23 protein-coding genes are annotated in these 24,693 nt (G+C 69.3%); 5 read left to right on the forward strand and 18 right to left on the reverse strand.

What is annotated here, in order from left to right; translation table 11 throughout:
* Positions 1-80: 80 nt before the first annotated feature.
* From gyrB to dnaA, 4 genes are all read right to left on the reverse strand, one after another.
* Positions 81-2,513: a DNA topoisomerase (ATP-hydrolyzing) subunit B gene (gyrB, locus tag RHOOR92_RS0104950; protein WP_007510038.1), complete on the reverse strand. Its 2,433-nt coding sequence runs from the start codon at positions 2,511-2,513 to the stop codon at positions 81-83.
* Positions 2,514-2,607: 94 nt separating this feature from the next.
* Positions 2,608-3,702, reverse strand: a complete 1,095-nt coding sequence (gene recF, locus RHOOR92_RS0104955; protein WP_306460401.1) for a DNA replication/repair protein RecF — start codon at positions 3,700-3,702, stop codon at positions 2,608-2,610.
* Between the two features lie 81 nt (positions 3,703-3,783).
* Positions 3,784-4,884 (reverse strand): DNA polymerase III subunit beta, encoded by a 1,101-nt coding sequence (gene dnaN / locus RHOOR92_RS0104960; protein WP_007510034.1) that lies wholly within the window; start codon positions 4,882-4,884, stop codon positions 3,784-3,786.
* A gap of 243 nt (positions 4,885-5,127) precedes the next feature.
* A complete protein-coding gene (dnaA, locus tag RHOOR92_RS0104965) occupies positions 5,128-6,456 on the reverse strand; it encodes a chromosomal replication initiator protein DnaA (protein WP_007510031.1) in 1,329 nt (442 codons plus the stop codon).
* Between the two features lie 194 nt (positions 6,457-6,650).
* Between dnaA and rpmH the strand changes: the two genes are divergently transcribed.
* The 4 genes from rpmH to mnmE all read left to right on the forward strand — a co-directional run bounded on the left by rpmH (position 6,651) and on the right by mnmE (position 10,473).
* Positions 6,651-6,785, forward strand: a complete 135-nt coding sequence (gene rpmH, locus RHOOR92_RS0104970) for a 50S ribosomal protein L34 (protein WP_007510029.1) — start codon at positions 6,651-6,653, stop codon at positions 6,783-6,785.
* Positions 6,786-6,799: 14 nt separating this feature from the next.
* On the forward strand, positions 6,800-7,204 hold the full coding sequence (gene rnpA, locus RHOOR92_RS18540; RefSeq protein ID WP_027485064.1) for a ribonuclease P protein component: 405 nt from the start codon (positions 6,800-6,802) through the stop codon (positions 7,202-7,204).
* 64 nt (positions 7,205-7,268) lie between these two features.
* Positions 7,269-9,005 carry a membrane protein insertase YidC gene (yidC, locus tag RHOOR92_RS0104980; RefSeq protein ID WP_027489760.1) on the forward strand — a complete coding sequence of 579 codons (1,737 nt, stop codon included), beginning with the start codon at positions 7,269-7,271 and terminating at the stop codon, positions 9,003-9,005.
* 124 nt (positions 9,006-9,129) lie between these two features.
* Positions 9,130-10,473, forward strand: coding sequence for a tRNA uridine-5-carboxymethylaminomethyl(34) synthesis GTPase MnmE (gene mnmE, locus RHOOR92_RS0104985; protein WP_027489761.1), 1,344 nt, complete (start codon positions 9,130-9,132; stop codon positions 10,471-10,473).
* Between the two features lies 1 nt (position 10,474).
* Here mnmE and rbsK read toward each other — a convergent pair whose 3' ends face one another.
* The 9 genes from rbsK to RHOOR92_RS0105030 form a co-directional block, all read right to left on the reverse strand.
* Positions 10,475-11,371, reverse strand: coding sequence for a ribokinase (gene rbsK / locus RHOOR92_RS0104990; RefSeq protein WP_007510022.1), 897 nt, complete (start codon positions 11,369-11,371; stop codon positions 10,475-10,477).
* Between the two features lie 118 nt (positions 11,372-11,489).
* On the reverse strand, positions 11,490-12,113 hold the full coding sequence (locus RHOOR92_RS0104995; RefSeq protein ID WP_007510020.1) for a hypothetical protein: 624 nt from the start codon (positions 12,111-12,113) through the stop codon (positions 11,490-11,492).
* A gap of 36 nt (positions 12,114-12,149) precedes the next feature.
* The gene (gene hslU / locus RHOOR92_RS0105000) at positions 12,150-13,493 is read right to left on the reverse strand and encodes an ATP-dependent protease ATPase subunit HslU (RefSeq protein ID WP_027489762.1); all 1,344 of its coding nucleotides are present in this window, start codon (positions 13,491-13,493) and stop codon (positions 12,150-12,152) included.
* A gap of 105 nt (positions 13,494-13,598) precedes the next feature.
* The gene (gene hslV / locus RHOOR92_RS0105005; protein ID WP_015449209.1) at positions 13,599-14,135 is read right to left on the reverse strand and encodes an ATP-dependent protease subunit HslV; all 537 of its coding nucleotides are present in this window, start codon (positions 14,133-14,135) and stop codon (positions 13,599-13,601) included.
* A gap of 74 nt (positions 14,136-14,209) precedes the next feature.
* Positions 14,210-15,301: a glycosyltransferase family 9 protein gene (locus RHOOR92_RS0105010; RefSeq protein ID WP_027485059.1), complete on the reverse strand. Its 1,092-nt coding sequence runs from the start codon at positions 15,299-15,301 to the stop codon at positions 14,210-14,212.
* 88 nt (positions 15,302-15,389) lie between these two features.
* Positions 15,390-16,274, reverse strand: a complete 885-nt coding sequence (xerC, locus tag RHOOR92_RS0105015; RefSeq protein WP_027489763.1) for a tyrosine recombinase XerC — start codon at positions 16,272-16,274, stop codon at positions 15,390-15,392.
* Positions 16,275-16,281: 7 nt separating this feature from the next.
* On the reverse strand, positions 16,282-16,974 hold the full coding sequence (locus RHOOR92_RS0105020) for a DUF484 family protein (protein ID WP_015449206.1): 693 nt from the start codon (positions 16,972-16,974) through the stop codon (positions 16,282-16,284).
* A gap of 94 nt (positions 16,975-17,068) precedes the next feature.
* On the reverse strand, positions 17,069-17,917 hold the full coding sequence (gene dapF / locus RHOOR92_RS0105025; protein ID WP_027489764.1) for a diaminopimelate epimerase: 849 nt from the start codon (positions 17,915-17,917) through the stop codon (positions 17,069-17,071).
* Positions 17,918-17,930: 13 nt separating this feature from the next.
* Complete coding sequence (locus RHOOR92_RS0105030) at positions 17,931-18,107, reverse strand: lipoprotein (protein WP_027489765.1); 177 nt, start codon at positions 18,105-18,107, stop codon at positions 17,931-17,933.
* Between the two features lie 111 nt (positions 18,108-18,218).
* Here RHOOR92_RS0105030 and RHOOR92_RS0105035 point away from each other — a divergent pair, with 111 nt between their 5' ends.
* Positions 18,219-18,908: a hypothetical protein gene (locus RHOOR92_RS0105035; RefSeq protein ID WP_027489766.1), complete on the forward strand. Its 690-nt coding sequence runs from the start codon at positions 18,219-18,221 to the stop codon at positions 18,906-18,908.
* On the opposite strand, the gene idi is transcribed toward RHOOR92_RS0105035, so the two are convergent.
* The 5 genes from idi to RHOOR92_RS0105060 form a co-directional block, all read right to left on the reverse strand.
* Positions 18,886-19,473 carry an isopentenyl-diphosphate Delta-isomerase gene (gene idi / locus RHOOR92_RS0105040; protein WP_027489767.1) on the reverse strand — a complete coding sequence of 196 codons (588 nt, stop codon included), beginning with the start codon at positions 19,471-19,473 and terminating at the stop codon, positions 18,886-18,888. The genes RHOOR92_RS0105035 and idi overlap by 23 nt on opposite strands.
* Complete coding sequence (locus tag RHOOR92_RS0105045) at positions 19,466-21,808, reverse strand: hydroxymethylglutaryl-CoA reductase, degradative (protein WP_027489768.1); 2,343 nt, start codon at positions 21,806-21,808, stop codon at positions 19,466-19,468. Before RHOOR92_RS0105045 ends, idi begins: the two co-directional genes overlap by 8 nt.
* Before the next feature lie 28 nt (positions 21,809-21,836).
* Complete coding sequence (locus RHOOR92_RS0105050; protein ID WP_027489769.1) at positions 21,837-22,856, reverse strand: hypothetical protein; 1,020 nt, start codon at positions 22,854-22,856, stop codon at positions 21,837-21,839.
* Positions 22,856-23,848: a diphosphomevalonate decarboxylase gene (gene mvaD, locus RHOOR92_RS0105055; protein WP_027489770.1), complete on the reverse strand. Its 993-nt coding sequence runs from the start codon at positions 23,846-23,848 to the stop codon at positions 22,856-22,858. Before mvaD ends, RHOOR92_RS0105050 begins: the two co-directional genes overlap by 1 nt.
* A 235-nt stretch (positions 23,849-24,083) precedes the next feature.
* The gene (locus RHOOR92_RS0105060) at positions 24,084-24,617 is read right to left on the reverse strand and encodes a GNAT family N-acetyltransferase (protein ID WP_027489771.1); all 534 of its coding nucleotides are present in this window, start codon (positions 24,615-24,617) and stop codon (positions 24,084-24,086) included.
* Positions 24,618-24,693 lie beyond the last annotated feature (76 nt).

The following is a 24,693-nucleotide window of genomic DNA, read 5'->3' on the forward strand; positions in this document are numbered from 1 at the left end:
CCGCACCACGCGGCAAGGCGCCCAATGGGCATGCCGCCGGCCGACGCCTGGCGCCGGCCGGCACATCGGCGCGAGCTGTTTCAGATGTCGAGGTTGGCGACCTTCAATGCGTTCGCCTCGATGAAGTCGCGGCGCGGTTCGACCGCCTCGCCCATCAGCATCGAAAACATCTGGTCGGCGGCAAACGCATCCTCGATGCCGACCTGCAGCATGCGCCGGGTGTCCGGGTTCACCGTGGTGTCCCACAGCTGCTCGGGGTTCATCTCGCCCAGGCCCTTGAAGCGCTGGATGCTGCGCCCCTTCTTCGCCTCCTCCAGCAGCCAGCCGCGCGCCTCCAGGAAGCTGAGCACGCCGCGCGAGGCATTGCCGCGACGCACCACGGCATCGGGCTGGATCATGCCGGCGATCTGCTGGCTGATCGCCAGCAGCGGGCGGAACTCGGCGCTGGCGAAGAATGGCTGAGGCAGCAACCAGGTATGGCTGAGCCCGTGCTGTTCCTTCACCACCTCGATCGCCGCCGTCTGCTCGCCGTGCGCCGGACGCAGCGACATGCGGTAATGCGGCTTGCCCAGCCCGCTGGCGGCCAGGCGGCGGGTGGCACCATCCAGCCAAGTCTGCATCAGGGTCGCGTCGGACCACAGCGCGGGCGTGATCGGCGGGTGTTCGAGCAAGGCGTTCAGCACGGCGGCATCGAAGCGGTGCGCCAGCTTGGCGATCTGGTCCAGCGCGTGCTGGTAACCGCGCAGCAGCTTTTCCAGCGCCTCGCCGGTGATCGGCGGCGCGTCCGGGCTGTAGGTCAGCGCGGCGTTGTCCACCGCACTGGAAATCAGATAGTCGTTCAGCGCGGTGTCGTCCTTGATGTACAGCTCCTGCTTGCCCTGCTTCACCTTGTACAGCGGCGGCAGGCCGATGTAGATGTGGCCGCGCTCGATCAGCTCCGGCATCTGCCGGTAGAAGAAGGTCAGCAGCAAGGTGCGGATGTGCGAGCCGTCGACGTCCGCATCGGTCATCAGGATGATGCGGTGGTAGCGCAGCTTGTCCGGGTTGTACTCCTCCTTGCCGATGCCGGTGCCCAGCGCGGTGATCAGGGTGCCGACCTCCGCCGACGCCAGCATGCGATCGAAGCGCGCCTTCTCCACGTTGAGGATCTTGCCCTTGAGCGGCAGCACGGCCTGGGTCTTGCGGTTGCGGCCCTGCTTGGCCGAGCCGCCGGCGGAGTCGCCCTCGACCAGGAACAGTTCGCACAGCGCCGGATCCTTCTCCTGGCAGTCGGCCAGCTTGCCGGGCAGGCCGGCGATGTCCAGCGCACCCTTGCGCCGGGTCATCTCGCGCGCCTTGCGGGCGGCTTCGCGGGCACGGGCGGCGTCGACCACCTTGGAGGCGATCGCCTTGGCTTCGTTCGGATGCTCCAGCAGGAACTCGCCGAGCTTCTCGTTGACGACCTGCTCCACCACCGTCTTGACCTCGGACGAGACCAGCTTGTCCTTGGTCTGCGAGGAGAACTTCGGGTCGGGCACCTTCACCGACAGCACCGCGATCATGCCCTCGCGCATGTCGTCGCCGGACAGCGCAACCTTGGCGGTCTTGGCCAGACCTTCTTTCTCGATATAGTTCTGCAACGAGCGGGTCAGCGCGGCACGGAAACCGGTGAGGTGGGTGCCGCCGTCGCGCTGCGGGATGTTGTTGGTGAAACAGAACATCGTCTCCTGGTAGGAGTCGGTCCACTGCATCGCCACTTCCACCACGATGCCGTCCTGCTCCGCGCTCAGGCTGATCACGTTCGGATGCAGCGCGGTCTTCAGCTGGGCCAGATGCTGCACGAACGAGCGGATGCCGCCCTGGTAGGCAAACGTGTCCGAGCGCCCTTCGCCGCGGTCGTCCTTCAGCTCGATGGTGACGCCGGAATTGAGGAAGGCCAGCTCGCGCAGGCGCTTGGCCAGGATCTCGTAGTGGAAATCGATGTTGTTGGTGAACGTGGCCGGGCTGGGCAGGAAGCGCACCAGGGTGCCGCGCTTGGTCGACGGACCGACCTCTTTCAGGGGGTACAGCGGCTCGCCGAGCGCGTACTCCTGCAGGTATTCGTGGCCGTCGCGATGGATGGTCAGCCACAGGTGGTCGCTCAGCGCGTTCACCACCGATACGCCCACGCCGTGCAGGCCGCCGGAGACTTTGTACGAATTCGCGTCGAACTTGCCGCCGGCATGCAGTACCGTCATCACCACCTCGGCGGTGGAACGGCCCTCCTCCGGATGGATGTCGACGGGAATGCCGCGGCCGTTGTCGCTGACGCTGACCGAACCGTCGTCGAGGATGGTGACTACCACCTTGTCGCAGTAGCCGGCCAGCGCCTCGTCGATCGCGTTGTCGACGACCTCGAACACCATGTGGTGCAGGCCGGTGCCGTCATCGGTGTCGCCGATGTACATGCCCGGGCGCTTGCGCACCGCTTCCAGGCCCTTGAGGACCTTGATGTTGCTGGAGTCGTAATGCGATTCGTTGTTGGATTCGTTCATGCGTTGACCGTTTCCTGGCGCCAGCGACCCGCCCGACACGGCGCCGTGGATGGCCGGACAGGGTTATGCAATCCTGGGAGATGCAACCTTTTGATTATAGCAGGCGCGCCAGCCTGCCTTGTTCCACGTGGAACACGCAGGCAGGGAGTCCCTGCAGCGCGGCCGGCAGCTCGGTGCCGGTCAGCAGGACTTGGGTGTCGGCCGCCCGCAGCAGCGTCACCACCGCAAGCTGGTGCGCCTGATCCAGTTCGGAGGCGAGATCGTCCAGGCAGACGATGGGCCATTCCCCGCGATGCTCGGCATACAGTTCGGCCTGGGCCAGCAGGCAGGCCAGCGCGGTGAGTTTCTCCTGGCCGCGGGACAGATGCTCACGCAGTGGCGCCTGTTCGAACGTGATCGACCAGTCGGCCCGATGCGCGCCGAGCGTGGTGTGCCCGCGTGCCAGGTCCCTGCCCCGTTGCTCGCGCAGCTGCCGGGCCAGATCCAGCTCGTCCGACCAGCCGCGGCGATAACGCAGCGCGAACGCCCCCAGTTCCGGCAGCAAACCCGCGATGCTGCCCTGCAGCCGCGGGCGCAGCCGATCCAGGTAGGCGCGCCGCTGCCGATCGATTTGATCGGCAGCCTGCGCCAGTTCGGCCTCCCATGGCGCAAACAGCTCGTCGCCGGGGGGCGAGAGGGAACGCAACAGACTGTTGCGCTGTTTCAGCGCCCGCTGGTAGCGGCGCCAGCAGGACAGAAACGCATGTTCCACGTGGAACACACCCCAGTCCAGGTAGCGTCGGCGCTCCTCGGCCGCGCCGGCGATCAGGGCGTGCGACCCTGGCTCGAAGCAGACCACCGCGCATTCGCTCACCAGTTGCCCGAGCGGGACGCCCGAACCATCGAGCTTCGCCTCCCAGCCCGCTCCGGCGCGGCCCAGGCCCAGCCGGCACACCCGCCGGTCGGCATGACACAACTCGGCAAAGATCGACAACTGCGTGGCGCCCCGCTGCAACAGCGCCTCCTTCGCCCCGCTGCGGAAGGAGCGGGCATGTGAAAGCAGGAACGCCGCTTCCAGCACGCTGGTCTTGCCGGCGCCGTTCGCGCCCACGAAAACATTGATAGCCGGACCCAGCACCGCATCGACGTCGGTGAGGCAACGCAGTCCGCGTATCCGAAGCTGCTGCAACCTCACGGGCAAGGCGCCCACAAACGGCAACGCCGGGGTCCCTGCGGGGGGCCCCGGCGTTGCCCTGGCTTGCCGTGCGTGGCGAGCGCCATCGGTCGGCCGTCAGAGCCGCAGCGGCATGATCACGTGGCGGGCATGCTCGTTGTCGTGTTCCTGCACCAGGCAGCTCGACTGCGCGTCGCGCAGGCTGAGCCGGGCCTGTTCGCCGCGCAGCGCCGCCAGCGCATCGAGCAGGTAGCCTACGTTGAAGCCAACCGCCAGATCAGACACGTGGGTGTCGGCCTCGACCTCCTCCACGGCTTCCTCCTGCTCCGGGTTGTGCGCCACGATGCGCAGCTTGCCCGGCGACAATTCCAGCCGCACGCCGCGGTACTTCTCGTTCGACAGGATCGCCGCGCGCTGCAGGGCGCCACGCAGCACTTCCCGATCCAGCGTGGCAGTCTTGTCGGCACCCAGCGGAATCACCGCTTCGTAGTCCGGGAAGCGGCCGTCGATCAGCTTGGAGGTGAACACCACGTCGCCGCGGCGTACGCGCAGGTGGTTGCGACCGAACTCCAGTTCGACCTGGCCGTCACCGCTTTCCAGCAGGCCGATCAGTTCGTTGACGCCCTTGCGTGGAATGATGATCTGCCGGCGCGCGCTGACCGAGCTCTGCAGCTCGGTTTCCTTCATCGCCAGACGGTGGCCGTCGGTAGCCACGCAGCGCAGGGTGTGCTCCTGCAGGTCCAGCAACATGCCGTTCAAGTAGTAGCGCACGTCCTGGTTTGCCATGGCGAACGCGGTGCGCTCCATCAGGTCGCGCAACGCTTCCTCGGGCAGGCTGACCTTTTCGACCAGCTCGATTTCGTCGATCGTGGGAAATTCGCTGGCTGGCAGGGTGGTCAGTGTGAAACGGCTGCGCCCGGCACTGAGCGCCACGCGGTCGCCGTTCAGCTTGAGCTCGATGCGGGCGCCGTCGGGCAGCGCCCGCACGATGTCGAACAGCTTGCGGGCGGGAATGGTGACCTCGCCGTCGACCAGCTTCTCCGCCTCGGTCGTGGCGACCATCTCCACTTCCAGGTCGGTTCCGGTCAGCGACAACTTGCCGTTGCCGACCCGGACCAGCAGGTTGGCCAGCACGGGTAGCGTCTGGCGGCGTTCAACCACACCAACCACCTGCTGCAGCGGCTTGAGCAGAGCTTCTCGTTGGATGCTGAATTGCATGGCTGTGCTTCCCCTATACCTGCTGTTCTGTCTTTAAAAGAAGTTGGTGGTTGTGGTGGTACCGGTGGATAACGTTCACGACCTGTTTTTCTTTTGTCTATCAATGATTTGCAATGATTCTTGATTGTGCCTGAAAGGGCGGCCTGCCGGTGGGCTGTTTGTGGATAACTTCAAGGACCGATCTGTCCACCCATTATCCACAGCTTGGGCCCCCGCTTATCCATAAACTTTGCCGATCGTCGCTCAACCGGTCAGCGTGCGAATCAGTTGCTCCCAGTCTTGGCGCATGCGTGCGTCCGTCTCGATGAACTTGCGGATCGTCTTGCAGGCGTGCATCACGGTCGTGTGGTCGCGCCCGCCGAACGCCTCGCCGATTTCCGGCAGGCTGTGCTCGGTCAGCTCCTTGGACAAGGTCATTGCGATCTGCCGCGGCCGCGCCAGCGAGCGTACGCGGCGTTTGGACAACAGGTCCTGCAGGCGCACGTTGAAGTACTCGGCGGTGATCTTCTGGATGTTCGGGATGGTGACCGCCTGCGCATGCGTGGCCAGCAGGTCGCGCAGGGTTTCCTCGGCGAAGTCGGTGGTGATCGGCTTGCCATAGAAATTCGCCCGTGCCGCCAGCGTGTTCAGCGCGCCCTCCAGGTCGCGCACGTTGGAGCGGATGCGTTTGGCCAGCAGCATCGCCACGTGTTCGTCCACGGCCACCCCCTTCTCGTGCGCCTTGGACAGCAGGATTGCCGCGCGGGTTTCGAAATCCGGTGGCTCGATCGCCACCGACAGGCCCCAGCCCAGCCGCGACTTCAGCCGCGGCTCCAGCTTGTCCACTTCCTTCGGATAGCGGTCGCAGGTGAGGATGATCTGCTGCTTGGACTCGAACAGCGCGTTGAAGGTGTGGAAGAACTCCTCCTGCGTGGTGTCCTTGCCGGCGAAGAACTGGATGTCGTCGATCAGCAGCGCGTCGACCGAGCGGAAGCGCTGCTTGAACTGGTCCATGCTCTTGGCGCGCAAGGCCTCGATCATCGAGCCCACGAATTGCTCCGAGCGCAGGTACAGCACCTTGCAGTCCGGGTTGCGTTCGCGCATCAGGTTGCCGGCAGCATGCATCAGGTGGGTCTTGCCCAGGCCGGTGCCGCCGTACAGCAGCAGCGGGTTGTAGGCCCGGCCCGGATTGGTCGCCACCTGCATGGCGGCGGCCTTGCCGAGCTGGTTGGATTTGCCCTCGACGAAGGTTTCGAAGGTGTAGTGCGGGTCGAGGTTGTGGCTGAACGCGGCGGCCGCCGTCATGGCGACCCGGGGCGCCGCGGCTACCTTCGCCGGCGGTGCCGGCCGGACCGCACTGGAACCGACCTCCAGCCGCACCGGACACGGCTTGCCGGCAAGCTGCAGCAGCATCGCCTCGATCTGTTCCAGGTAGCGCCCGCGCACGGTGTCCAGGGTGTAGGAATTGGGCGCGAACAACTGCAGGCCGTTGGCGTCTTCGCGCGCCTGCAGCGGCATCAGCCAGGTATGCAGGTCTTCGGCGCTCAGCTCGCCTTCGAGGCGCTCAAGGCAGCGCCGCCACAGATCACTCATGGATAGGATCAACCACAGCTTGGGAGCGCTTGCGCGCGGGGTGATGGGGTAGTCTAGCAGCCTCCCACACGCCCCCGGCCGCCCACCTATCCACAGCGGTATCCACAGGGTGCCCTCCACCGCCATTTGACAGTGGCGTCATTCACCCCACATACTTTCCAACCTTTTTATCCACATTCCCTTCGGAGCAACCCATGAAGCGGACCTTCCAGCCCAGCAAGCTCAAGCGCGCTCGCACGCACGGTTTCCGTGCCCGTATGGCCACCGCCGACGGCCGCAAAGTCCTCAACGCCCGTCGCGCCAAGGGCCGCAAGCGCCTGATCCCGTAATCGGCGCGAGCGTCATGTCCAGCGCCGGGCTGCCGCGCGAAGCGCGGTTACGTCGGCCGGGTGACTTCGCCGCCTTGCGAAGCAGCAGCGGACGCGCAGGCGGCCGCTGTTTTCATATGCGCTATCGCGACAACGGGCTCGGCCATGCCCGGCTCGGCCTGGCGATCTCCAAGCGCGTCTCCAAGCGCGCAGTCGAGCGCAACCGGATCAAGCGCCTGCTGCGCGAGTCGTTCCGGCGCGTGCGCCACCGGCTGCCGGCGGTCGACATGATGGTGATGGCGCGCGAACAGGCCGCCGGCGTACCCGGGCCGCAGCTGCTGGCCGAACTCGACGGCTTGTGGAAAAAACTGCTGGCCGGCCATGCCGCGACGTCGGGGCCATTGAAGCCCGCGGGCGACACCACCACAATCGAGCGTTGACCTTTTTCCTTCCTGTCTCCGCGGCGTGGACACGTGTCGTGGCGTTACCCGGATCTGCTACGCGATGAATCAAACGCGCACCTTCCTCCTGTTCGCCCTGCTGGCCGTGGCCTACTTCCTGTTCCTCGCCTGGGAGAAGGATTACGCGCCGCCGCCGGCCACGGCAACCAGCGCCGTCGGCGCAGCCGCATCTTCGGCGGACGCCGGTGTACCGGGCGCGATCCCGGCCGCCTCCGCGCCAGGCTCGGCGGCCACGCCGCCGAGCGCCGGTGACGCGGCTGCCGCCACACCCGCCGCGGCGCAACTGATCAGCGTCGAGACCGACGTACTCAAGCTCACCGTGGATACCCGCGGCGGCAGCCTGGTGCACGCCGACCTGCTGGCCTACCCGCAGGCGCCGCGCACGCACAAGGCGCCGAACCCGCCGCCGACCGTGCTGCTGACCAGCGATCCCGAGCGCTATTCGGTGGCGCAGAACGGCTTGGTCAGCAACAGCGACAGCGCGCCGGCCGACCAGCCGAACCACCTGGCGCTGTTCCACGCCGAGAAGAGCGCCTACGCGCTCGCCCCCGGCCAGGACGAGCTGAAGGTCGACCTCACCTGGCAGGACGCCGCCGGCCTCAAGGTCACCAAGACCTACACCTTCAAGCGGGGCAGCTACGTCATCGGCGTCAGCCAGCGCATCGACAACGGCAGCGCCGCGCCGTGGCAGGGCAACGCCTACCAGCAACTGCTGCGGGTCGAGCCGCCGAAGGCCGGCAACTGGCTGGCGAACTACACCAACCCCGAGACACGCAGCTTCCAGGGCGCCGCCTGGTACACCGGCGAGAAGTTCGAGAAGCTGCCGTTCAAGAATTTCGCCGAACCGAAAGACCAGCTCAACGCCTCGATCAAGGGCGGCTGGGCGGCGATGCTGAAGCTGTACTTCGTCACTGCGTGGATTCCGCCGGCCGACCAGACCGAGCAGTACGTCACCCAGACGATCAACCCGGACAGCGCGCACCCGCGCTACCTGATCCGCACCGTCGGCCCCGCGCTCAGCGTGGCGCCGGGACAGAGCCTGACCAGCCAGTCGCGCCTGTATGTTGGCCCGAACAAGCAGGGCACGATGGACGCGATCGCGCCGGGGCTGGACCTCACCATCGACTACGGCATGTTCAAGATCATCGCCGTGCCGATGCACTGGGTGCTGTCGCAGTTCCACGCCGTCACCAGGAACTGGGGCGTGGCGATCATCCTGCTGGTGCTGTTGATCAAGGGCCTGAGCTGGAAGCTCACCGCCATCCAGTACCGCTCCAGCGCCCGCATGCGCAAGCTGCAGCCGCGCGTGCAGGCGCTCAAGGAGCGCTACGGCGACGACAAGCAGAAGATGCAGACGGCGATGATGGAGCTGTACAAGAAGGAGAAGGTCAACCCGATGGGCGGCTGCCTGCCGGTGCTGATCACCCTGCCGGTGTTCTACGGCCTGTTCTTCGTGCTCGAGTACAGCCTGGAACTGCGCCACGCGCCGTTCCTGTGGATTCCCGACCTGAGCGCGCCCGATCCGTTCTACATTCTGCCGATTATCTACGCACTGGTGATGCTGGGCACGCAGTGGCTGAACCCGGTCGCCGCGGGCATGGACCCGACCCAGGCGAAGATGATGAAGGTGATGCCGCTGCTGTTCACCGTGATGTTCGCGTTCTTCCCTGCCGGCCTGTGCCTGTACTACGCCGTCAACGGCATCGTCGGTCTCGGCCAGCAGTGGTGGATCACCCACCACGTCGATCGCGAGGACGCGGCCAAGCCCCAGGCCGCCTGATGAGTGACGCTGGCGCTCATCCCTGATCGCCAGGATCGAGTGAGCGGCCATTCGTGGCCGCACTTCCAGTAACAGCGGCCGCGCCGGGCAACCGCCGCGGCCGTCTTCGTTTAACCTGCCACGCATGAGCCAGAGCACCGACACCATCGCCGCCATCGCCAGCGCACCGGGCGCCGCCGGCGTGGGCGTGCTGCGCGTGTCGGGGCCCGCCGCGTCGGCGATCGCGCAAGCCCTGCTCGGCCGGCCGCCGCAACCGCGCCACGCCCACTTCGCCGCGTTCCGCGACGGTGCCGGCGAGTTGATCGACCGCGGCCTGCTGCTGCATTTCCCCGCCCCGGCCTCGTATACCGGCGAGCACGTGCTGGAACTGCAGGGCCATGGCAGCGCCGTGCTGCTCGACGCGCTGCTGCGTCGCGTGTGCGAACTCGGCGCGCGGCTGGCACGCCCCGGCGAGTTCACCGAGCGCGCGTTCCTGAACGGCAAGCTCGACCTGGCCCAGGCCGAAGCCGTCGCCGACCTGATCGCCGCCCGCTCGCAGGCCGGCGCGCGCGCGGCGCTGCAGTCGATGGAAGGCGTGTTCTCGCGCAAGGTCGACGCGCTGCTGCAATCGCTGATCGCGCTGCGCGTGCATATCGAGGCGGCGATCGACTTCCCCGAGGAGGAAATCGACTTCCTCGCCGACCCGGCGATCGCGGCACGACTCGAAAGACTGCGCGCCGAACTGGCTGAACTCCTGCGCGAGGCGCAACGCGGGCTGCGCCTGAACGATGGCCTCAAGGTGGCCATCGTGGGCCGCCCCAACGCCGGCAAGTCCAGCCTGCTCAACGCGCTGGCCGGCAGCGAGCGCGCCATCGTCACCCCGATCGCCGGCACCACCCGCGACGTGTTGCGCGAAAGCCTCAGCCTCGACGGCATCGCGCTGGAACTGGCCGACACCGCCGGCCTGCGCGACACCGACGACGAAGTCGAACGCGAAGGCGTGCGCCGCGCCCACGGCGAACTGCAGCGCGCCGACGTCGCCCTGCTGGTGACCACCGCTGCCGACTGCGCCGCCGACCTGGCCTTCTTTGACGCCTTGCCCGTCGGCGTCGAACGCATCGTGCTGATCAACAAGATCGACCTCGACCAGGCTCCCGCCCGCCACAGCCAGTGCGCAGGCATGCACTGGCTGTGGGCCTCGGCGAAAACCGGCGCCGGCCTCGACGCCCTGCGCGAGCACCTCAAGCGGCTGGCCGGCGCCGGCAGCGGCGAAGGCGCCTTCAGCGCGCGTCGTCGTCACGTGCTGGCGCTGCAGCAGGTCGGCGCGCTTCTCGATCGCACCGCCGCCATCCTCACCGGTAGCCGCGCCGGCGAACTCGCCGCCGAGGAACTGCGCCAGGCCCAGCACGCGCTCGGTGAAATCACCGGCAGCTACAGCAGCGACGATTTGCTGGGCGCGATCTTCGGCTCGTTCTGCATAGGCAAGTGATTCAGCCGGCCTGCTGCGCGAGAAAAGCATCCAGTTCCTGCAGCCCCGGCATGCCGCCCTGCGCGCCGAGCTTCGTCACCGACAGCGCGGCGGCGGCGCAGGCCTTGCGTACGGCGGTGGGCAGGCCTTCGTGCAGGAACACCGCCAGCGCGGCGTTGAAGGTGTCGCCGGCGCCGGTGCTGTCGACCACGTGGACCTTGAAGCCGGACTGGTGCAGCGGTTCGCCCTGTTCGCGGTACCAGGCGCCTTCGCCGCCGCGGGTGAGCACCACCGGACAGGGCGCGCGTTGCATCAACGTGCGGAAGTCTTCGTCGGGATCGGCGCCGAGCAGGATCGCCAGTTCGTGCTGGTTCGGAGTGACGTAGCGGGTGAGTTTCAGCCAGTCGGTGGGCAGCTTTTGCGCGGGCGCGGGGTTGAGGATCACCGGCACGCCGAGGCGGTGGCCCAGGCGCACGGTGGCTTCGACGGTGTCCAGCGGGATTTCCATCTGTACCAGCACGGCGTCGGCGCGCTCGATCAGCGCGTGTGCGTTGTCCACCTGCGCGGGGGTGACACGGGCGTTGGCACCCGGCACCACGATGATCTGGTTTTCCCCGCCGGCAACGGTGATCGAGGCGGTGCCGCTGGCGCTGTCGGCGAGGCGCGCGACGTGGTCCAGGTGGACGCCTTCGGTGGCGAGGCCGGCGCGCAATTGCTGGCCGAAGGCGTCATCACCGAGCGCACCGACCAGCGCCACCTCGGCGCCCAGTCGCGCCGCGGCCACCGCCTGGTTGGCACCCTTGCCGCCGGGCATGGTGAGGAAGCGCTCGCCGAGGATGGTCTCGCCCGGCCCGACGAAGCGCGGCGCCTGGGTGACCAGATCCATGTTGATGCTGCCGACGACGACGATGCGGCACATGTGTGCTCCCGGGCGGGTGGGCTTTCAGGACGTATCCGAAAGCTTACCCGTTGGCGTGGCGAGCCGGGTGCGACGGGAACCCCGCGAGCGGGCTCCTGCAAGGGCGTTTTTCTGGGAATCAGGGCGAGGGAGCGCGGCCGAAGCCGGCGTCGCCGCCGGGCAGCAGGGCCGGCGCAGGGCCGGCCACGGCGAGCAGGGACTGCGCGTAGCTGTCCTCGATGCTGACGGTGGAGACCTCGTCCCAGGCGAAGAACGAGGGTTCGCGCATCCACTCCGCGTCGGGGCTCAGCTCCTGCATGTTGAAGCCGTCTTCCTCGACGTCGATCAGGCGGCCGATGTAGCAGACCTCGGACTCGTCCTCGCTGTCCACGTGCACGCCGATCACCGGCGCCTGCGCACCGGCGGCCTGGATGACCTCGCGGATATTGTCCAGCGGGAAGCCGCGCGGCATCCGCGGCAGGATCTGCTTCAGCGCCAGCGCCTTCTCGAAGAACACGTGGTGCTTGTCCGGTGCCTCCAGCTCGCTGACGTCGCGGTGGCGCATCACGTACATGCCGTCGTAGGTGACGCCGTCGCCGACCACCCAGAGCAGGAAGAACTCGCGTCCCACGCCGCCCACGTAGCCGCAGAAGCTGCCGTGTTCAAGCTCCTCGCGCCACAACCGCACCAGCGTCTGTTTCTGTTGCGCCTCGCGCAACTGGGCGCGCTGGCCGGTGTTTTTCAGTTCAATAATGTTGCTCACGGCGCCTATTTTAGCAGATGGGGGTAACCGGCTTGTTCAGAGGATGTAGCGGCTGAGATCCTCGTTCCGGGCCAGGCTTCCAAGGTTTTTGTCTACATGTTCGGCGTCGATAAGGTATTTTTCACCGGACTTGTCCGCCGCCTCGAAGGAAATCTTTTCCAGCAGGCGCTCCATCACGGTGTGCAGCCGACGGGCGCCGATGTTCTCGGTGCGCTCGTTCACCTGGAACGCCACCTCGGCCAGCCGGTCGACGCCGGAGTCGGTGAACTCGATGCTGACGCCTTCGGTGCCGAGCAGGGCCACGTACTGCTTGGTCAACGCGTTCTGCGGCTCGCGCAGGATTCGCTTGAAGTCGTCCACGCTGAGTGCGGACAGTTCAACCCGGATCGGCAACCGCCCCTGCAGCTCGGGGATCAGGTCGGACGGCTTGGCCAGCGAGAACGCGCCGGAGGCGATGAACAGCATGTGGTCGGTCTTGATCGGGCCGTACTTGGTCGACACGGTGGAGCCCTCCACCAGCGGCAGCAGGTCGCGCTGCACGCCTTCGCGGCTGACCCCGGCGTGGCCGTGGTCGCCGCGCTGGGCGACCTTGTCGATCTCGTCGATGAAGACGATGCCGTTCTGCTCGGCAGCTTCCATCGCCTGGGCGCGGATTTCCTCGTCGTTGAGCAGCTTGCCGGCCTCCTCGTCGATCAGCAGCGGGCGCGCCAGCTTGATCGCCAGCTTGCGGTTCTGTGTCTTGGCCCCGCCCAGGTTCTGGAACATCTGGCGTAGCTGCGCGCCCATCTCCTCCATGCCCGGCGGCGACATGATCTCCACGCCCACGTTCATGGCGAAATCCAGCTCGATTTCGCGCTCGTCGAGCGCTCCTTCACGCAGTTGCTTGCGCAGCTTCTGGCGGGTGTCGCTGTCGATGGCGGGAGCGGCCGGTGCGTCGTGGCTCCAGTCGGTCGGCGGGGTCTGCCGGCGCGGCAGCAGTGCGTCCAGGATGCGGTCTTCGGCGCGATCCTCGGCCTGTGAACGCACGCGCTTGATCGCCTGCTCGCGGGTCAGCTTGTAGGCACCATCGGCCAGATCGCGGATGATCGATTCGACATCCTTGCCGACATAGCCCACCTCGGTGAACTTGGTCGCCTCGACCTTCACGAATGGCGCATTGGCCAGCGTGGCCAGCCGCCGCGCGATCTCGGTCTTGCCGACGCCGGTGGGCCCGATCATCAGGATGTTCTTCGGCGTGATCTCGTTGCGCATCTCGGCCGGCAGCTGCATGCGCCGCCAGCGGCTGCGCAGCGCCACCGCCACTGCACGCTTGGCGTCGTGCTGGCCGATGATGTAGCGGTCGAGTTCGTTGACGATTTCGCGGGGAGTGAGTTCGGACATGGGCTTCGCCGGGATTCGGGAGACGAGATTCGGTATTCGGAAGATCAGCGGGTGGCGCATGGGAGTGGGGCGGGTTTTTGCGAATCCCGAATCCCCCATCCCGAATCACAGCTCTTCGATCGACACGTTGTGGTTGGTGTAGATGCAGATGTCGCCGGCGATCTTCAGCGCCTTCTCGACGATGGTGCGCGCATCCAGTTCGGTGTTTTCGAGCAGGGCCATCGCCGCGGACTGCGCGAACGGTCCGCCGGAGCCGATCGCGATCAGGCCGTGTTCGGGTTCCACCACGTCGCCGTTGCCGGAGATCAGCAGCGAGGCCTCCTTGTCCGCCACGGCGAGCATCGCCTCGAGCCGGCCGAAGCGGCGGTCGGTGCGCCATTCCTTGGCCATCTCCACGGCGGCGCGGGTGAGGTTGCTGTTGTGCTTCTCGAGCTTCTGCTCGAACAGCTCGAACAGCGTGAACGCATCGGCGGTGGCGCCGGCGAAGCCGGCCACCACGTCGCCCGCCTTGCCCAGCCGGCGGACCTTGCGCGCATTGCCCTTCATCACCGTGTTGCCCAGCGTGACCTGGCCGTCGCTGCCGATCACGACGCGGCCTTCGCGGCGCACGCAGACGATGGTGGTGGCGTGAAACGATTCCATGGTGGTGTCTTGCTCCGGGGAGGAGCTGACTAGATAAGGATCGGCCCCGCCGATTGCAAGCGATGCGCCCGGCTTCAGCGCTGCAGGGCGTGCACGAATGGCGCCGCCGCCGCGGCGACCTGGACCGGGGTGAGGCCGGCCACGCACAGTGCCTCGTCGTGCTGGCCGCGCGGGCGATAACGCGTCAGGTTGTCCCGCGTGAACAAGCCCAGCGTGGGCACGCCGGCGGCGCAGGCCAGATGCATCACCCCGCAGTCGGCGCTGATGTAGCCGTCGCACTGCGCAAGCACCGCCGCCATCCGGCGCACGTTGCTGGAGTAGAAGGCGGGGAAGCGCGATTGCAGTTGCGACTGGCCGTGCGCCGGAAGCATTTCGATGAAGCACAGCTCCGGGTGGGCTGTCGTCAGCGCGTCGACCAGGGCCAGCCACCACTCGCTGCAAAGACGCTTGCTGCCGGTGGCATTGGGGAACAGCGCGATCACCCGGTGGTTGCCGTCCGGCTCGTGGCCAAGCAGGTCGAGCAGCAGCGCGCGGCCGCTCGCCCGCTCCTCTGCGCCCAGATGGATTCGCAGCGGCGGCCAGCTTTCTTCCTGTTCCGGGAAGGACAATCCCATCGCGCAGCGCAGCGCGTATACGCCATCCAGCGAAAAGTGGTCGGGTGCGTGAGCCAGCGCGGTTTTCCAGGCCGACCCGCCCTCACGCAATTCGCGCTTGCTGCCCGGCAGGCCGAGCAGATGGCGGGCGCCGCTCAGGAAGAGCAGCAGGCGACCGGAGCGCGAACCGCGGGTGCCGTCGATCGCCAGGTCGTAACGGGCGCGTCGCAGACGCAGCAGGGTGCGCAACAGCCGCAGCGGATGGTGGCCTGGCCGGCGGGTCAGTTGAAAGATGTGGCGAACCTGGCGAAATCCGGCGAACACCTCGTCGGCCGCTTCGCAGCCGGTGACCAGGTCGATCTCGGCACCGGGATAGCGCCGTTCCAGCTCGCTCAGCAGCGGAGTCAGCAGCAGCGCGTTGCCAAGCCGATGGTTGGGGCGCAGCAGCAGGATGCGGAAGACGTCGCGTCGCGGCAGCTCTCCCACCCCAAGCAGATGCCGGTGTGTCGGCCACGCGTCGCGCCCGACCACCGTGGGTGCGATGGCGGCAAGTGGCGTTTCCGAGGGGGTCACTGGCTGGCGCCTGGCAAGAAGTGTCGTGTTGCCATTGTGGCCATGGGAATCTTTCTGCGGGCTTTTGCGGCGGTTCGCCCGATGGCGGTCATTTGCGCCGCGCGCGCGGGTGCGCGGCGTCGTAGACCCGCGCCAGGTGCTGGAAGTCCAGGTGGGTGTAGATCTGGGTGGTGGCGATGTCGGCATGGCCGAGCAGCTCCTGCACCGCGCGCAGGTCGCCGGAGGATTCCAGCATGTGGCTGGCGAAAGTATGCCGCAGCAGGTGCGGGTGGATGTGCTTCGGAATGCCTTGCTGCAACGCCAGCTTGCTCATGCGCAGTTGTATCGTGCGCGGGTTGATCGGCGCGCCGCCGCGACCGCGGAAGATCGGGCTGTCCGCCGGCATGCCTTCCTCCGCGCCCAGCGCGCGCAGCGCGGCGAGGGCGTGGCGGCCGACCGGCACGATGCGGGTCTTGCTGCCCTTGCCGAGCACGCGCACTTCGCCCTCGTCGAGGTTGAGGTCGAGCCAGCGCAGGCCGCACAGCTCGGACAGGCGCAGGCCGCTGGAGTAGAACAGCTCCAGCATCGCGCGGTCGCGCAGCGCCAACCTGCCGCCGCTGTCGGTCTCCACCAGCGCGGCGGCCTCGTCGACGTCGAGCACCTGCGGCAGCTTGCGGCGTACCTTGGGGCCGCGCACGCCGAGCAGCGGATCACTGGCCAGTTGGCCCTCGCGGCTGAGCTGGCGGAACAGGCTGCGGCAGGACGACAGCAGGCGCTGCAGGCTCTTCGGCGCCAGCCCGCTGCGATGCTCGCCGGCCACGAACGTGCGCATCCGGTTCGCGTCCAGCGCGTCGAACGCCTCCAGTCGCTGCTCGTGCATGAAGCGCAGCAGCTTGGCCAGGTCGCGGCGGTAGCCGGCGACCGTGTGCGGCGAGGCATGGCGCTCGCCGGCGAGGCGGGCGAGCCATTGCTCGACCTGTTCGGCGGGCGTCATCGCCGGCTCAGGAGATATCCCGCGAGCGGGCCAGCGCGGCAGTGATGGTGGCCGAGATCATCTTCAGGAACAGCGTGCCCATGCCGGGCTGGAAGCGGTCCGGGTTGGTGCTGCCGATCGCCAGGATGCCGCAGTCGCCCAGGCGCATCATCGCGACCGAGCGGATCTGCCCGGCGTCGACGCCGAACAGGCGTTCGAGCTTCTCGGCGGACAGGCGGCCGGAGACCGGCTCGCCCTTGTGCAGGAATTCGCCGAACTCCGGCAGTGCGGCGGCGCCGCCGGGGATCTGCTGCAGCCATTCCGCACGCGGCAGCCGCGGCTCGTCGCCGAACAGCAGCAGGCGCACCTGCTCGGTATGGAAATCCGCGCTGAGCTTGGCGATCACCGTGCGCGCGGTCACCTCCATCGTGTTCGCGCGCAGCAGCGCCACGGTGAGCGCGTGCACGCGCTCCATCAGCTTCTCGTTCTCGGCGGCGATCGCGACCAGCTCGGCCAGCTGGCGTTCGAGTTCCGCATTCTTGTCGCGCAGGCTCTGCAGCTGGTACACCGCCAGCGAGGACACCGCGCCGCCCCGCTCGCGCGGCGGCATGGTCAGCTTGGCGGCCAGCTCCGGGTATTCGCTGAGGAACTCCGGATGGCGCTTCAGGTAGGCGGCGACCACGCGGGCCTGGGTGGCGTCGTCGAGCAGGGTGGCAGTCATGCGCGAAAATCCTCGAACCGTTGCGCGGTGCGCGAAGAAGGCGCGCCGTCCGGCCGGAGTGTGCGATGGACGCGGGCGCGCTTCAACCGCCGCGTCAGGCGCTGGTGGCCGGAACCGGCCATTCGCCCTCGAACGCGAACGCGGCCGGGCCGGTCATCCACAAGGTGTGGCCGGGGCCGGCCCAGTCGATGCGCAGCGTGCCGCCGGGCAACTCGACCGCCACCGTGGCATCGACCTCGCCGCGCCGGCGCAGCACCGCCATCGCGGCGCAGGCGCCGGTGCCGCAGGCCAGGGTCCAGCCGGCGCCGCGTTCGTGCACGCGCAGGCGCAGATGGCGGCGGTCCAGCCGCTGCACGAAGCCGGCGTTGGCGCCCTGGGCGAAGCGTGGGTGGCTGGTCAGCAGCGGGCCCAGCCGCGCCAGCACGGGGTCGGCGAGGTCGTCCACCGTGACCACCGCATGCGGGTTGCCCATCGACACCGCGCCGATGTCCAGTGTCTCGCCGGCCGCGTCGATCGCGTAGCGATCGGCTGCGGCGTCGGCCGCGAACGGGATCCGCCTGGGCTCGAACACCGGCTCGCCCATGTCCACGGCGACTTCGTGCGCGCCGAGCAGGCGCACCGTCACCGGACCGGACGGACTCTCGATCGCCACGTCCTTGCCGATCGCCAGCGCGCCGGCGCGGTGCAGCCACGCCGCCACGCAGCGCACGCCGTTGCCGCACTGGCCGGACGGCGAGCCGTCGGCGTTCCAGATGCCGTAGTAGAACGCGCCGTCCGGGCTGCGTGCCGGCTCAAGGCTGAGCAGCTGGTCGAAGCCCACGCCGGTATGGCGGTCGGCCAGCGCGCGGATCTGCGCCGCATCCAGCGGAAACGCGCGTTGCCGACAATCCAGCACGACGAAGTCGTTGCCGATGCCGTGCATCTTCGAGAAACGCAGCTGCATGGGCGGCTGCGGCTCAGTACTGGCCGGGCGCCGGTTCGTCGACGCTGGCCGGCAGCGCGGGCGCGGCCGGCTGTACCGTGGTCGACGCGGCGGCGGGCTGGCTCGGCAGCACCAGCGGCCCCTTGTTGCCGCAGCCGGCGAGCGTGGCGAGGGCGAGGCAGAGCGGCAGCAGCAAGAAGGATCGGCGCATGGTCGGGATTCCTGGGGACGGGTGCAGTATAGCGAGCCGCGCCGGCTCGGCCGCGGCATCGCCGCTATGATGCGCGCACGAATCGCACGACGCGGGGACGAGGTGACGACGATGGACTGGAGCGCGCTGCTGCGCATGCCGATGACCGTGCTGCTGGTGCTGGCGGCGGTGTTCGGGTTGATCACCCTGGTGCAGCTGGTGGCCCTGCGCCAGCGCCTGCACGGCGGCCGCCGGCTGGCCGCTGCCTGGCGTGCGCTGCTATGCGTGGCCGCCTTCGCGCTGACTCTGCTGCTGGCCGGCGCCGGCTGCGCTCTGCGCGGCTACCGGCTGCTCGGCAGCGAGGCGCCGGTGGTCGAGATCGACGCGCGCATCCTGTCGCCGCAGCGCTGGGCGCTCATCCTGAGCTGGCCTGACGGCAGCACGCGGCGGCTGCAGCTGGCTGGCGACGCCTGGCGCGTCGAGGCGATCGTGCTGAAGTGGAAGCTGCCCGCGCTGCTGGCCGGCGTGCCGCCGCTGTACCGGCTCGATCGGTTGTCCGGCCGCTACGACGACCCCGCGCAGGAGGCCGAGGCGCCGCGCACGGTGCTCGGCTTCGGCGAAGCCGGCGCGTTCGACCTGCTCAACCTGAAAAAGCAGTACCCGCGCTGGGTGCCGGAAATCGATACCGTCTACGGCAGCGGTGCGTTCCTGCCGCTGGTCGATGGCGGGCATTACGCGGTGAGCCTGATGCGCACCGGCGCGCTGGTGGCGCGGCCGGATGCCGCGACCGCGGAGAAAATCAGCCACCCGCTGGGGGGCTGAGGTAAGCCGACAGCGCCGGGCCCTGGCGCAGTTGCGCCCATTCGAGCTTCAGCCACGGCGTGAAGTGCTCCGGGCAGCGGGCGATCTCGCGATCGAGTGCGGCCGGCGCGACGAAGCGCCAGGCCTCGACTTCCGTGGCATTGGCACGCACCGGCTGCGTGCAGGTGCCGGCGTAGACCCAGCACAGTTCGTGTTCGGCGCCGAGGTCGCGGTAATCGGCCTGGTATTCGAACTTGAACAGGTAACGCAGCGGGCAGCGCATGCCCAGCTCCTGCTGCAGGCGTCGTTCGGTGGCCTGCTCCATGCTTTCGCCCTGGCGCGGGTGGCTGCAGCAGCTGTTGGCCCAGTAACCGGGCCACAGCCGCTTGCTGCGGCTGCGCTGCTGCAGCAGCAGCTCGCCGTGCCCGTTGAAGATGAACAGCGAGAAGGCGCGATGGCGCTGGCCGCGGCCATCGTGGGCGGCCGCCTTGCTGGCGTAGCCGACCGCGCGATCGTCGGCGTCGACCAGGATCAGCCGCTCGGCTTCGGAGGAGACCGTGGGGTGGCGTGGCGTCGCGTCAGCCAAAGGACACCTCCAGCGCCTGGTAGCCGGCGTCGCGCATCGCCCGGACCACGCGCGCGCCGCCGTCGGGGCACAGCGCGATCACCGCGCCGCCACCGCCGCCGCCGGTCAACTTGGCGCCCAGGGCGCCGTGCTCGCGTGCCAGCTGGACCAGTTCCTCGATCTCGCGGCTGGACACCTGCAGTGCGTTCAACTGACCCTGGCAGATGTTCATCAGTTCGCCGAGTTCGCCCAGGTCGTGGGCTTGCAGCGCGTCGAGCGCGTGCCGGGTCAGCACGTCGATTTCGTCGAAGATGCGTTCGTATCGCGCCGGATGCTGCCGCCACGCCTGACGCACGCGCGCCACCATCCTGGCGGTCAGGCTCTCGCTGCCGCTCAGGCCGATCACCAGCGGCAGCGGCTGTTTCAGCGCAAGCGGGCGGATCGTCGCCGGCTCGCCGCGCCGGTACAGCAGCGCCTCGCCGTGGGTGGCGACCGTGTTGTCGATGCCCGAGGGCGTGCCGTGGGCGATCGTCTCGCACTCGAAGGCGAGCGCGCAGACGCTGGCGTCGTCGAGGCCCAGCGCGCAGTGCCGGTCGAGTGCGCGGATCACCGCCACCGCCAGCGCCGCCGAGCCGCCCAGGCCCATCGCCCGGGGCATCTCCGGCGCCACCTGGATGCGCAGCGCGCGCCGGTCCAGGCCGAGACGCTGCAGCAGCAGCGTCAGGGACTGCAGGAACGAACCCGGGTGCGCCGGCTGCTGCGGCAGGCGTTGCTCGATGCCCCAGCGCGGGATCAGCAGCGTGGTGCCGTCGTGGGCGTCCTCCACGCGCGCGCGGATCGCCAGCGGCAACGGCGCGGCGATCGCGTGGCGGCCGTATACCACGGCGTGTTCGCCGAGCAGGATCACCTTGCCGTGGCCGGCCGCCCATTCCTGCGTGCCGGCCCGCGGGTGGCCGCTGGCAGCTTGCCCCGGCGCCGCCTGCCCGCCCAGCTCGGCCACGATCAGTTGCGCCTTCCACAGCTTGATCTCGCCGTCGGCCAGCAGGCGTTCCACCACCTGCTCGAACATCGGCGGCGTGGCGCCGGCCGCCAGCGCCACGCTGCGCGCGTGCAGGGTCATGTGGCCTTGCTGGATGCCGTCGGTGACCAGCGCCCGCAAGGCGGAGAAGTTCTGCGCGAGGCCGACGGCGGCCATCACCTCGGCGAGCTCGCGCGCACCGGGCGAACCCAGCAAACGATGGTTGATCGCCACCATCGGGTTGGCCTGCAGCGAACCGCCCACGGTGCCGACCTTGAGCGGCAGTTCGATGCTGCCGACCAGGTCGCCCTGCGCGTTGCGCGACCAGCGGGTCAGCGCGCGGTAGCCCTGGCCGCGCGCGGCGTAGGCGTGCACCGCCGCCTCCAGCGCGCGCCAGTCGTTGCCGGTGGCCAGCGCCACCGCGTCCACGCCGTTCATGACGCCCTTGTTGTGGGTCGCGGCGCGATACGGGTCGACCAGGGCCAGGTCGTTGGCCAGGATGATGCCGTCGCGCACCTGCCCGCCGTCGTGGCCCTTGCCGGCCAGCGCATGCGCCGGGATCACCGCGCTGGCGCGCACCAGCGCCCGGTCGGTCAGGTTGGACAGGATGCGCAGGCAGGCCTTGCCGCCGGTGATCGCCTCGGCCAACGGGGCCACGCCCTCGCACATCGTGTTGACCAGGTTGGCGCCCATCGCGTCGCAGGTGTCGACCAGCAGGTGCAGCACCAGCATGTCGGGGCCGCCGTCCGGCGCGGCGTGGATCAGCACCTCGACGTCCGCCACGCCGCCGCCGCGTGCGACCATGTTCGGGTGCAGGCTGTTGGCCAGGTTGATGATCTCGTCGCGCCGCTGCAGCAAGGCCGTGCGCGCCTTGCCCGAGTGGGCCAGGCCGGTCAGCTGGACCTGGCCGATCAGCAGGGGCCGGTCGCTCGCGGTGGTGAAGCCGCCGCAGCCTCGCACCAGTTTGGCGGCGGCGCTCAGCGCGGCCACGATCGACGGCTCCTCGACCACCAGCGGCACCACGTAGTCCTTGCCGTTGATCAGGAAATTCAGGCCCAGCCCGACCGGCAGCCCCATCACGCCGATGACGTTCTCGATCATCTTGTCGGCCTGCGCCGGCTCCAGCCGCTGCGCACCGCTGGTCAGCGCGCGGTGGTCGGCCTGCGTCAGCAGCCCGCGGCTGCGCAGCAGCTGCAGCCGCTCGGTCACCGCCAGCCGATGGAAGCCGGGCAGGCGGGCGGGATGCTCGGGCGCACTCGCCGCGCGATCGCACGGCGTGTCGTCGGCCGGGGTTGCGGCAGGCGAGTCGGCCTGGCCGGTTGCGGGTAACGAGTCCACGTGGGTTTTCCTGGATAGGTCGGACGAATCAGTGCGCCTGCACGCTGGCGGCGGCGGCCGGGTGCAGGTCGAGCACGGGAAAGCCGGCGGCGCTGGCGGCCCGCCGGAAGGCTTGCAGGCGCGCAGCGTCGGTGGCCAGCGTGATGCCGATGTCGCCGCCGCCGGCGCCGCAGGTCTTGTAGGCAACCCCCAGGCGCGCCGCCAGCGCGGCCAGCGCGCGGTGCTCGGGGCTGAAAATGTCCAGGCCGCTGGCCGCGCCCAGTCGCTCCAGCGCCTGGGCGCAAGCGGCGACCGCCTCGAGCAGCGCGGCCGCACTGGTTGCGCCGGCGGCGGCCGTGGCGCAGTCGCCGAGCTCGCGCATCGCCGCGGCGTGGCGCGCCGGCGCCTGCGCGCGCCAGGCGGCCAGCCGCTGCAGGAAGAGTCCGGTCGAGGCCGGCCGGCCAGTCCACACGCAGCACCACGCCAGCCCTTGCGGCCATGTCGCCGGCGCGATCCGCGGCTGCCCGTCGTGCAGCCGGTAGAGCAGCAGGCCGCCGGTCAGGCTGGCGGCGACGTCCAATCCGCTGCCGTAGCCATCCTGCGCCCGGCGGTGTGCCGCGAGCAGCGTGTCGAGGGACGGCACGCCGCGCCGGCCCAGCGTGCCGATCGCGCTGGCCAGCGCCACCGTCAGCGCCGCGCTGGAACCCAGGCCGAGCTTGCGCCGGCTATCGCTGCCGGCATGGAACGCGCGGGTGTCCAGGCTGGCGCGAAACGGCGGCGGCCGGTCCTCCGCGCCGAGCGTTTCCAGGATGGCGCCGACCAGCCGCAGCGGTGCGCTCGCCGCCGCATCCAGCGCCGGCCAGGCGATCCGCCCGGCCGCATCCAGCCGGCCGTGCGCGGCATCGATGCCGAGCCCGGGCGCCGTGATCTCGTAATCGCTGCCGTCGGTGTCTTCCAGCGTCACGCGTGCCTGCCGGTCGATCGCCAGGACCAGCGCGGGGGCGCCCTCCAGCACCGCGTACTCGCCGGCGATCACCAGCTTGCCCGGCGCCGTAGCCAGTACGCGCATCAGGGCGCCTCGCTGTCGTCGAGCCGCCGCGCACCTTCGCCCAGGCGGCTGCTCAGCACCTGGGCGACGCCGGGCAACTCGGCCAGCGCGGCGGCGACCCGGGGCGCCGCGTCCGGCGTGCAGACGGCCTTCACCTGGGCGCCGGCATCGACCGTGAAGAAGACCTGCTCGCCCGCGTCCTCGCGCAAGGCGCGAATGCGCTGCATGCAGTCGACGGTGGCGCCATTCCAGTACAGCAGCGGCGGCCGGCTGGACTGCATCACTGCATGCATCTTCAGGCAGTTGTGTTCGCTCAGCTCGGCCAGCGCGGCAAAGTCGCGCGCCTGCACCGCGCGCTGCGCGGCCGCCAGGTCCGTCGCCGCGCTGTCCACCCACGCCGGGTAGAACGGCGACGTGCGGCGGCTGCGCTCCATGCCGGCGCCCGAGCCGACGTGCTTGCGGCGGTCCGAGGTCACCGCGACGACCACCGCCAGCGGCCATGCGGCGGCGCCGAGCAGGGGTTGCGCGACCGCGTCCGCGCCGTCGTCGCGCTGGCCCGCGGCCATGCTGACGAAGCCGCCGAACAGCGAGCGCGCCGCCGAACCCGAACCCTGCCGGGCCAGCATGGACAGGGTCCGGCGATCCAGCGCGAGGCCGAGCGCGGCGTCGGCCGCCACCACCAGCGCCGCGAAGCCGGATGCCGAGGAAGCCAGTCCCGCCGCGGTGGGGAAATTGTTGCGTGTGTCGATTCGCGCGCGCTGCGCGGTGCCGGCGCGCCACCGCAGCAGATCCAGGCAGGCGCTGGCCCGGGCCAGCGTTGCCGGGTCCTCCGCCCCGTTCAGGCGCAGCTCGTCATGCCGCAGCGACGCATCGAACTCGACCCGGGTGCGCGTCCACAGCGCGTCCAGGGTGATCGACAGGGAGCCGGTGACCGGCAGGTTCAACCTCGTGTCGCGCTTGCCCCAGTATTTGACCAGGGCGATGTTCGGCTGTGCTTGCGCGGTGGCGGCCATCGGGGTTCCGTTGCGGAAGCGGCCGCACCGCCGGCACCGGACGGGTGCGTGCATCCGGAGCGGTCGGCAGCTGCCGCTTGCCGGCAGCGCGTGGCGCGCGGGAAACCGCGGCACGATCGCCGCGGCCCCGGCCAACCACGCCGCCGACATCCCCGCCATTGTGCCGGCGCCGGGCCTTGCGCGACCTGATGTACATCAGGCCGCGCAAGGCCGATCTGGCCCACCGTCGCGCGGGTCAGTCGAGCGTCTGCCCGTAGCGCCAGGCATCGGCGCCGTCTTCGTAGTAGCGCGCGTAGCGGCCGATGCGGCGGAAGCCGTGGCGTTCGTACAGCCGGATCGCGGCGGCGTTGTCGGTGCGCACTTCCAGTTTCAGTGCGCGCGAGCCGCGGCGCCGCGCGGCGTCGGCCACCGCGGCCAGCAGCGCGGCACCGACGCCCTGGCCGCGTGCCTCCGGCGCGGTGGCCAGCGAGTACAGGCGGGCCACCGCGCTGCGCTTGCGGAAGAACAGCACGGCGCTGCCGAGGAAAAGGTGATGGTTGGCGCTGGCCACCAGTACCAGTGCGGAGTCGCTGTCCAGGTGGCGGCGGTATTGCGCACGGCTCAGCCGGTCGCTGCTGAAGCTGCGTTGTTCCAGCGCGACCAGCTCGTCCAGGTCGGATGCGGCGGCGCGGCGCACGCGCGGGCCGCTGGTTGCCGACGGCAGGTCGGCCGGTCCCGCGGCGATGCGGCGGCCGTGGGCGGGGGATGGCGGGGGCAGGGCGGTCGGCACGCGCGGACTCTAGCAGGCAGCCGCGCCGATGCGGGCGATTCCGCCTTGCCGCGCCGCGCCGGTGCCGTTCACTCGC

The organism is Rhodanobacter sp. OR92, assembly GCF_000427545.1.
In the GTDB taxonomy this organism is placed as follows: domain Bacteria; phylum Pseudomonadota; class Gammaproteobacteria; order Xanthomonadales; family Rhodanobacteraceae; genus Rhodanobacter; species Rhodanobacter denitrificans.

What these genes read in the sequence shown, in the direction of transcription:
- gyrB (WP_007510038.1), bottom strand. Translation starts at nt 2,513, where the DNA reads ATGAACGAATCCAACAACGAATCGCATTACGACTCCAGCAACATCAAG.
- dnaN (WP_007510034.1), bottom strand. Translation starts at nt 4,884, where the DNA reads ATGCAATTCAGCATCCAACGAGAAGCTCTGCTCAAGCCGCTGCAGCAG.
- dnaA (WP_007510031.1), bottom strand. Translation starts at nt 6,456, where the DNA reads ATGAGTGATCTGTGGCGGCGCTGCCTTGAGCGCCTCGAAGGCGAGCTG.
- rpmH (WP_007510029.1), top strand. Translation starts at nt 6,651, where the DNA reads ATGAAGCGGACCTTCCAGCCCAGCAAGCTCAAGCGCGCTCGCACGCAC.
- rnpA (WP_027485064.1), top strand. Translation starts at nt 6,800, where the DNA reads ATGTCCAGCGCCGGGCTGCCGCGCGAAGCGCGGTTACGTCGGCCGGGT.
- yidC (WP_027489760.1), top strand. Translation starts at nt 7,269, where the DNA reads ATGAATCAAACGCGCACCTTCCTCCTGTTCGCCCTGCTGGCCGTGGCC.
- mnmE (WP_027489761.1), top strand. Translation starts at nt 9,130, where the DNA reads ATGAGCCAGAGCACCGACACCATCGCCGCCATCGCCAGCGCACCGGGC.
- rbsK (WP_007510022.1), bottom strand. Translation starts at nt 11,371, where the DNA reads ATGTGCCGCATCGTCGTCGTCGGCAGCATCAACATGGATCTGGTCACC.
- hslU (WP_027489762.1), bottom strand. Translation starts at nt 13,493, where the DNA reads ATGTCCGAACTCACTCCCCGCGAAATCGTCAACGAACTCGACCGCTAC.
- hslV (WP_015449209.1), bottom strand. Translation starts at nt 14,135, where the DNA reads ATGGAATCGTTTCACGCCACCACCATCGTCTGCGTGCGCCGCGAAGGC.
- xerC (WP_027489763.1), bottom strand. Translation starts at nt 16,274, where the DNA reads ATGACGCCCGCCGAACAGGTCGAGCAATGGCTCGCCCGCCTCGCCGGC.
- RHOOR92_RS0105020 (WP_015449206.1), bottom strand. Translation starts at nt 16,974, where the DNA reads ATGACTGCCACCCTGCTCGACGACGCCACCCAGGCCCGCGTGGTCGCC.
- dapF (WP_027489764.1), bottom strand. Translation starts at nt 17,917, where the DNA reads ATGCAGCTGCGTTTCTCGAAGATGCACGGCATCGGCAACGACTTCGTC.
- RHOOR92_RS0105030 (WP_027489765.1), bottom strand. Translation starts at nt 18,107, where the DNA reads ATGCGCCGATCCTTCTTGCTGCTGCCGCTCTGCCTCGCCCTCGCCACG.
- RHOOR92_RS0105035 (WP_027489766.1), top strand. Translation starts at nt 18,219, where the DNA reads ATGGACTGGAGCGCGCTGCTGCGCATGCCGATGACCGTGCTGCTGGTG.
- RHOOR92_RS0105050 (WP_027489769.1), bottom strand. Translation starts at nt 22,856, where the DNA reads ATGCGCGTACTGGCTACGGCGCCGGGCAAGCTGGTGATCGCCGGCGAG.
- mvaD (WP_027489770.1), bottom strand. Translation starts at nt 23,848, where the DNA reads ATGGCCGCCACCGCGCAAGCACAGCCGAACATCGCCCTGGTCAAATAC.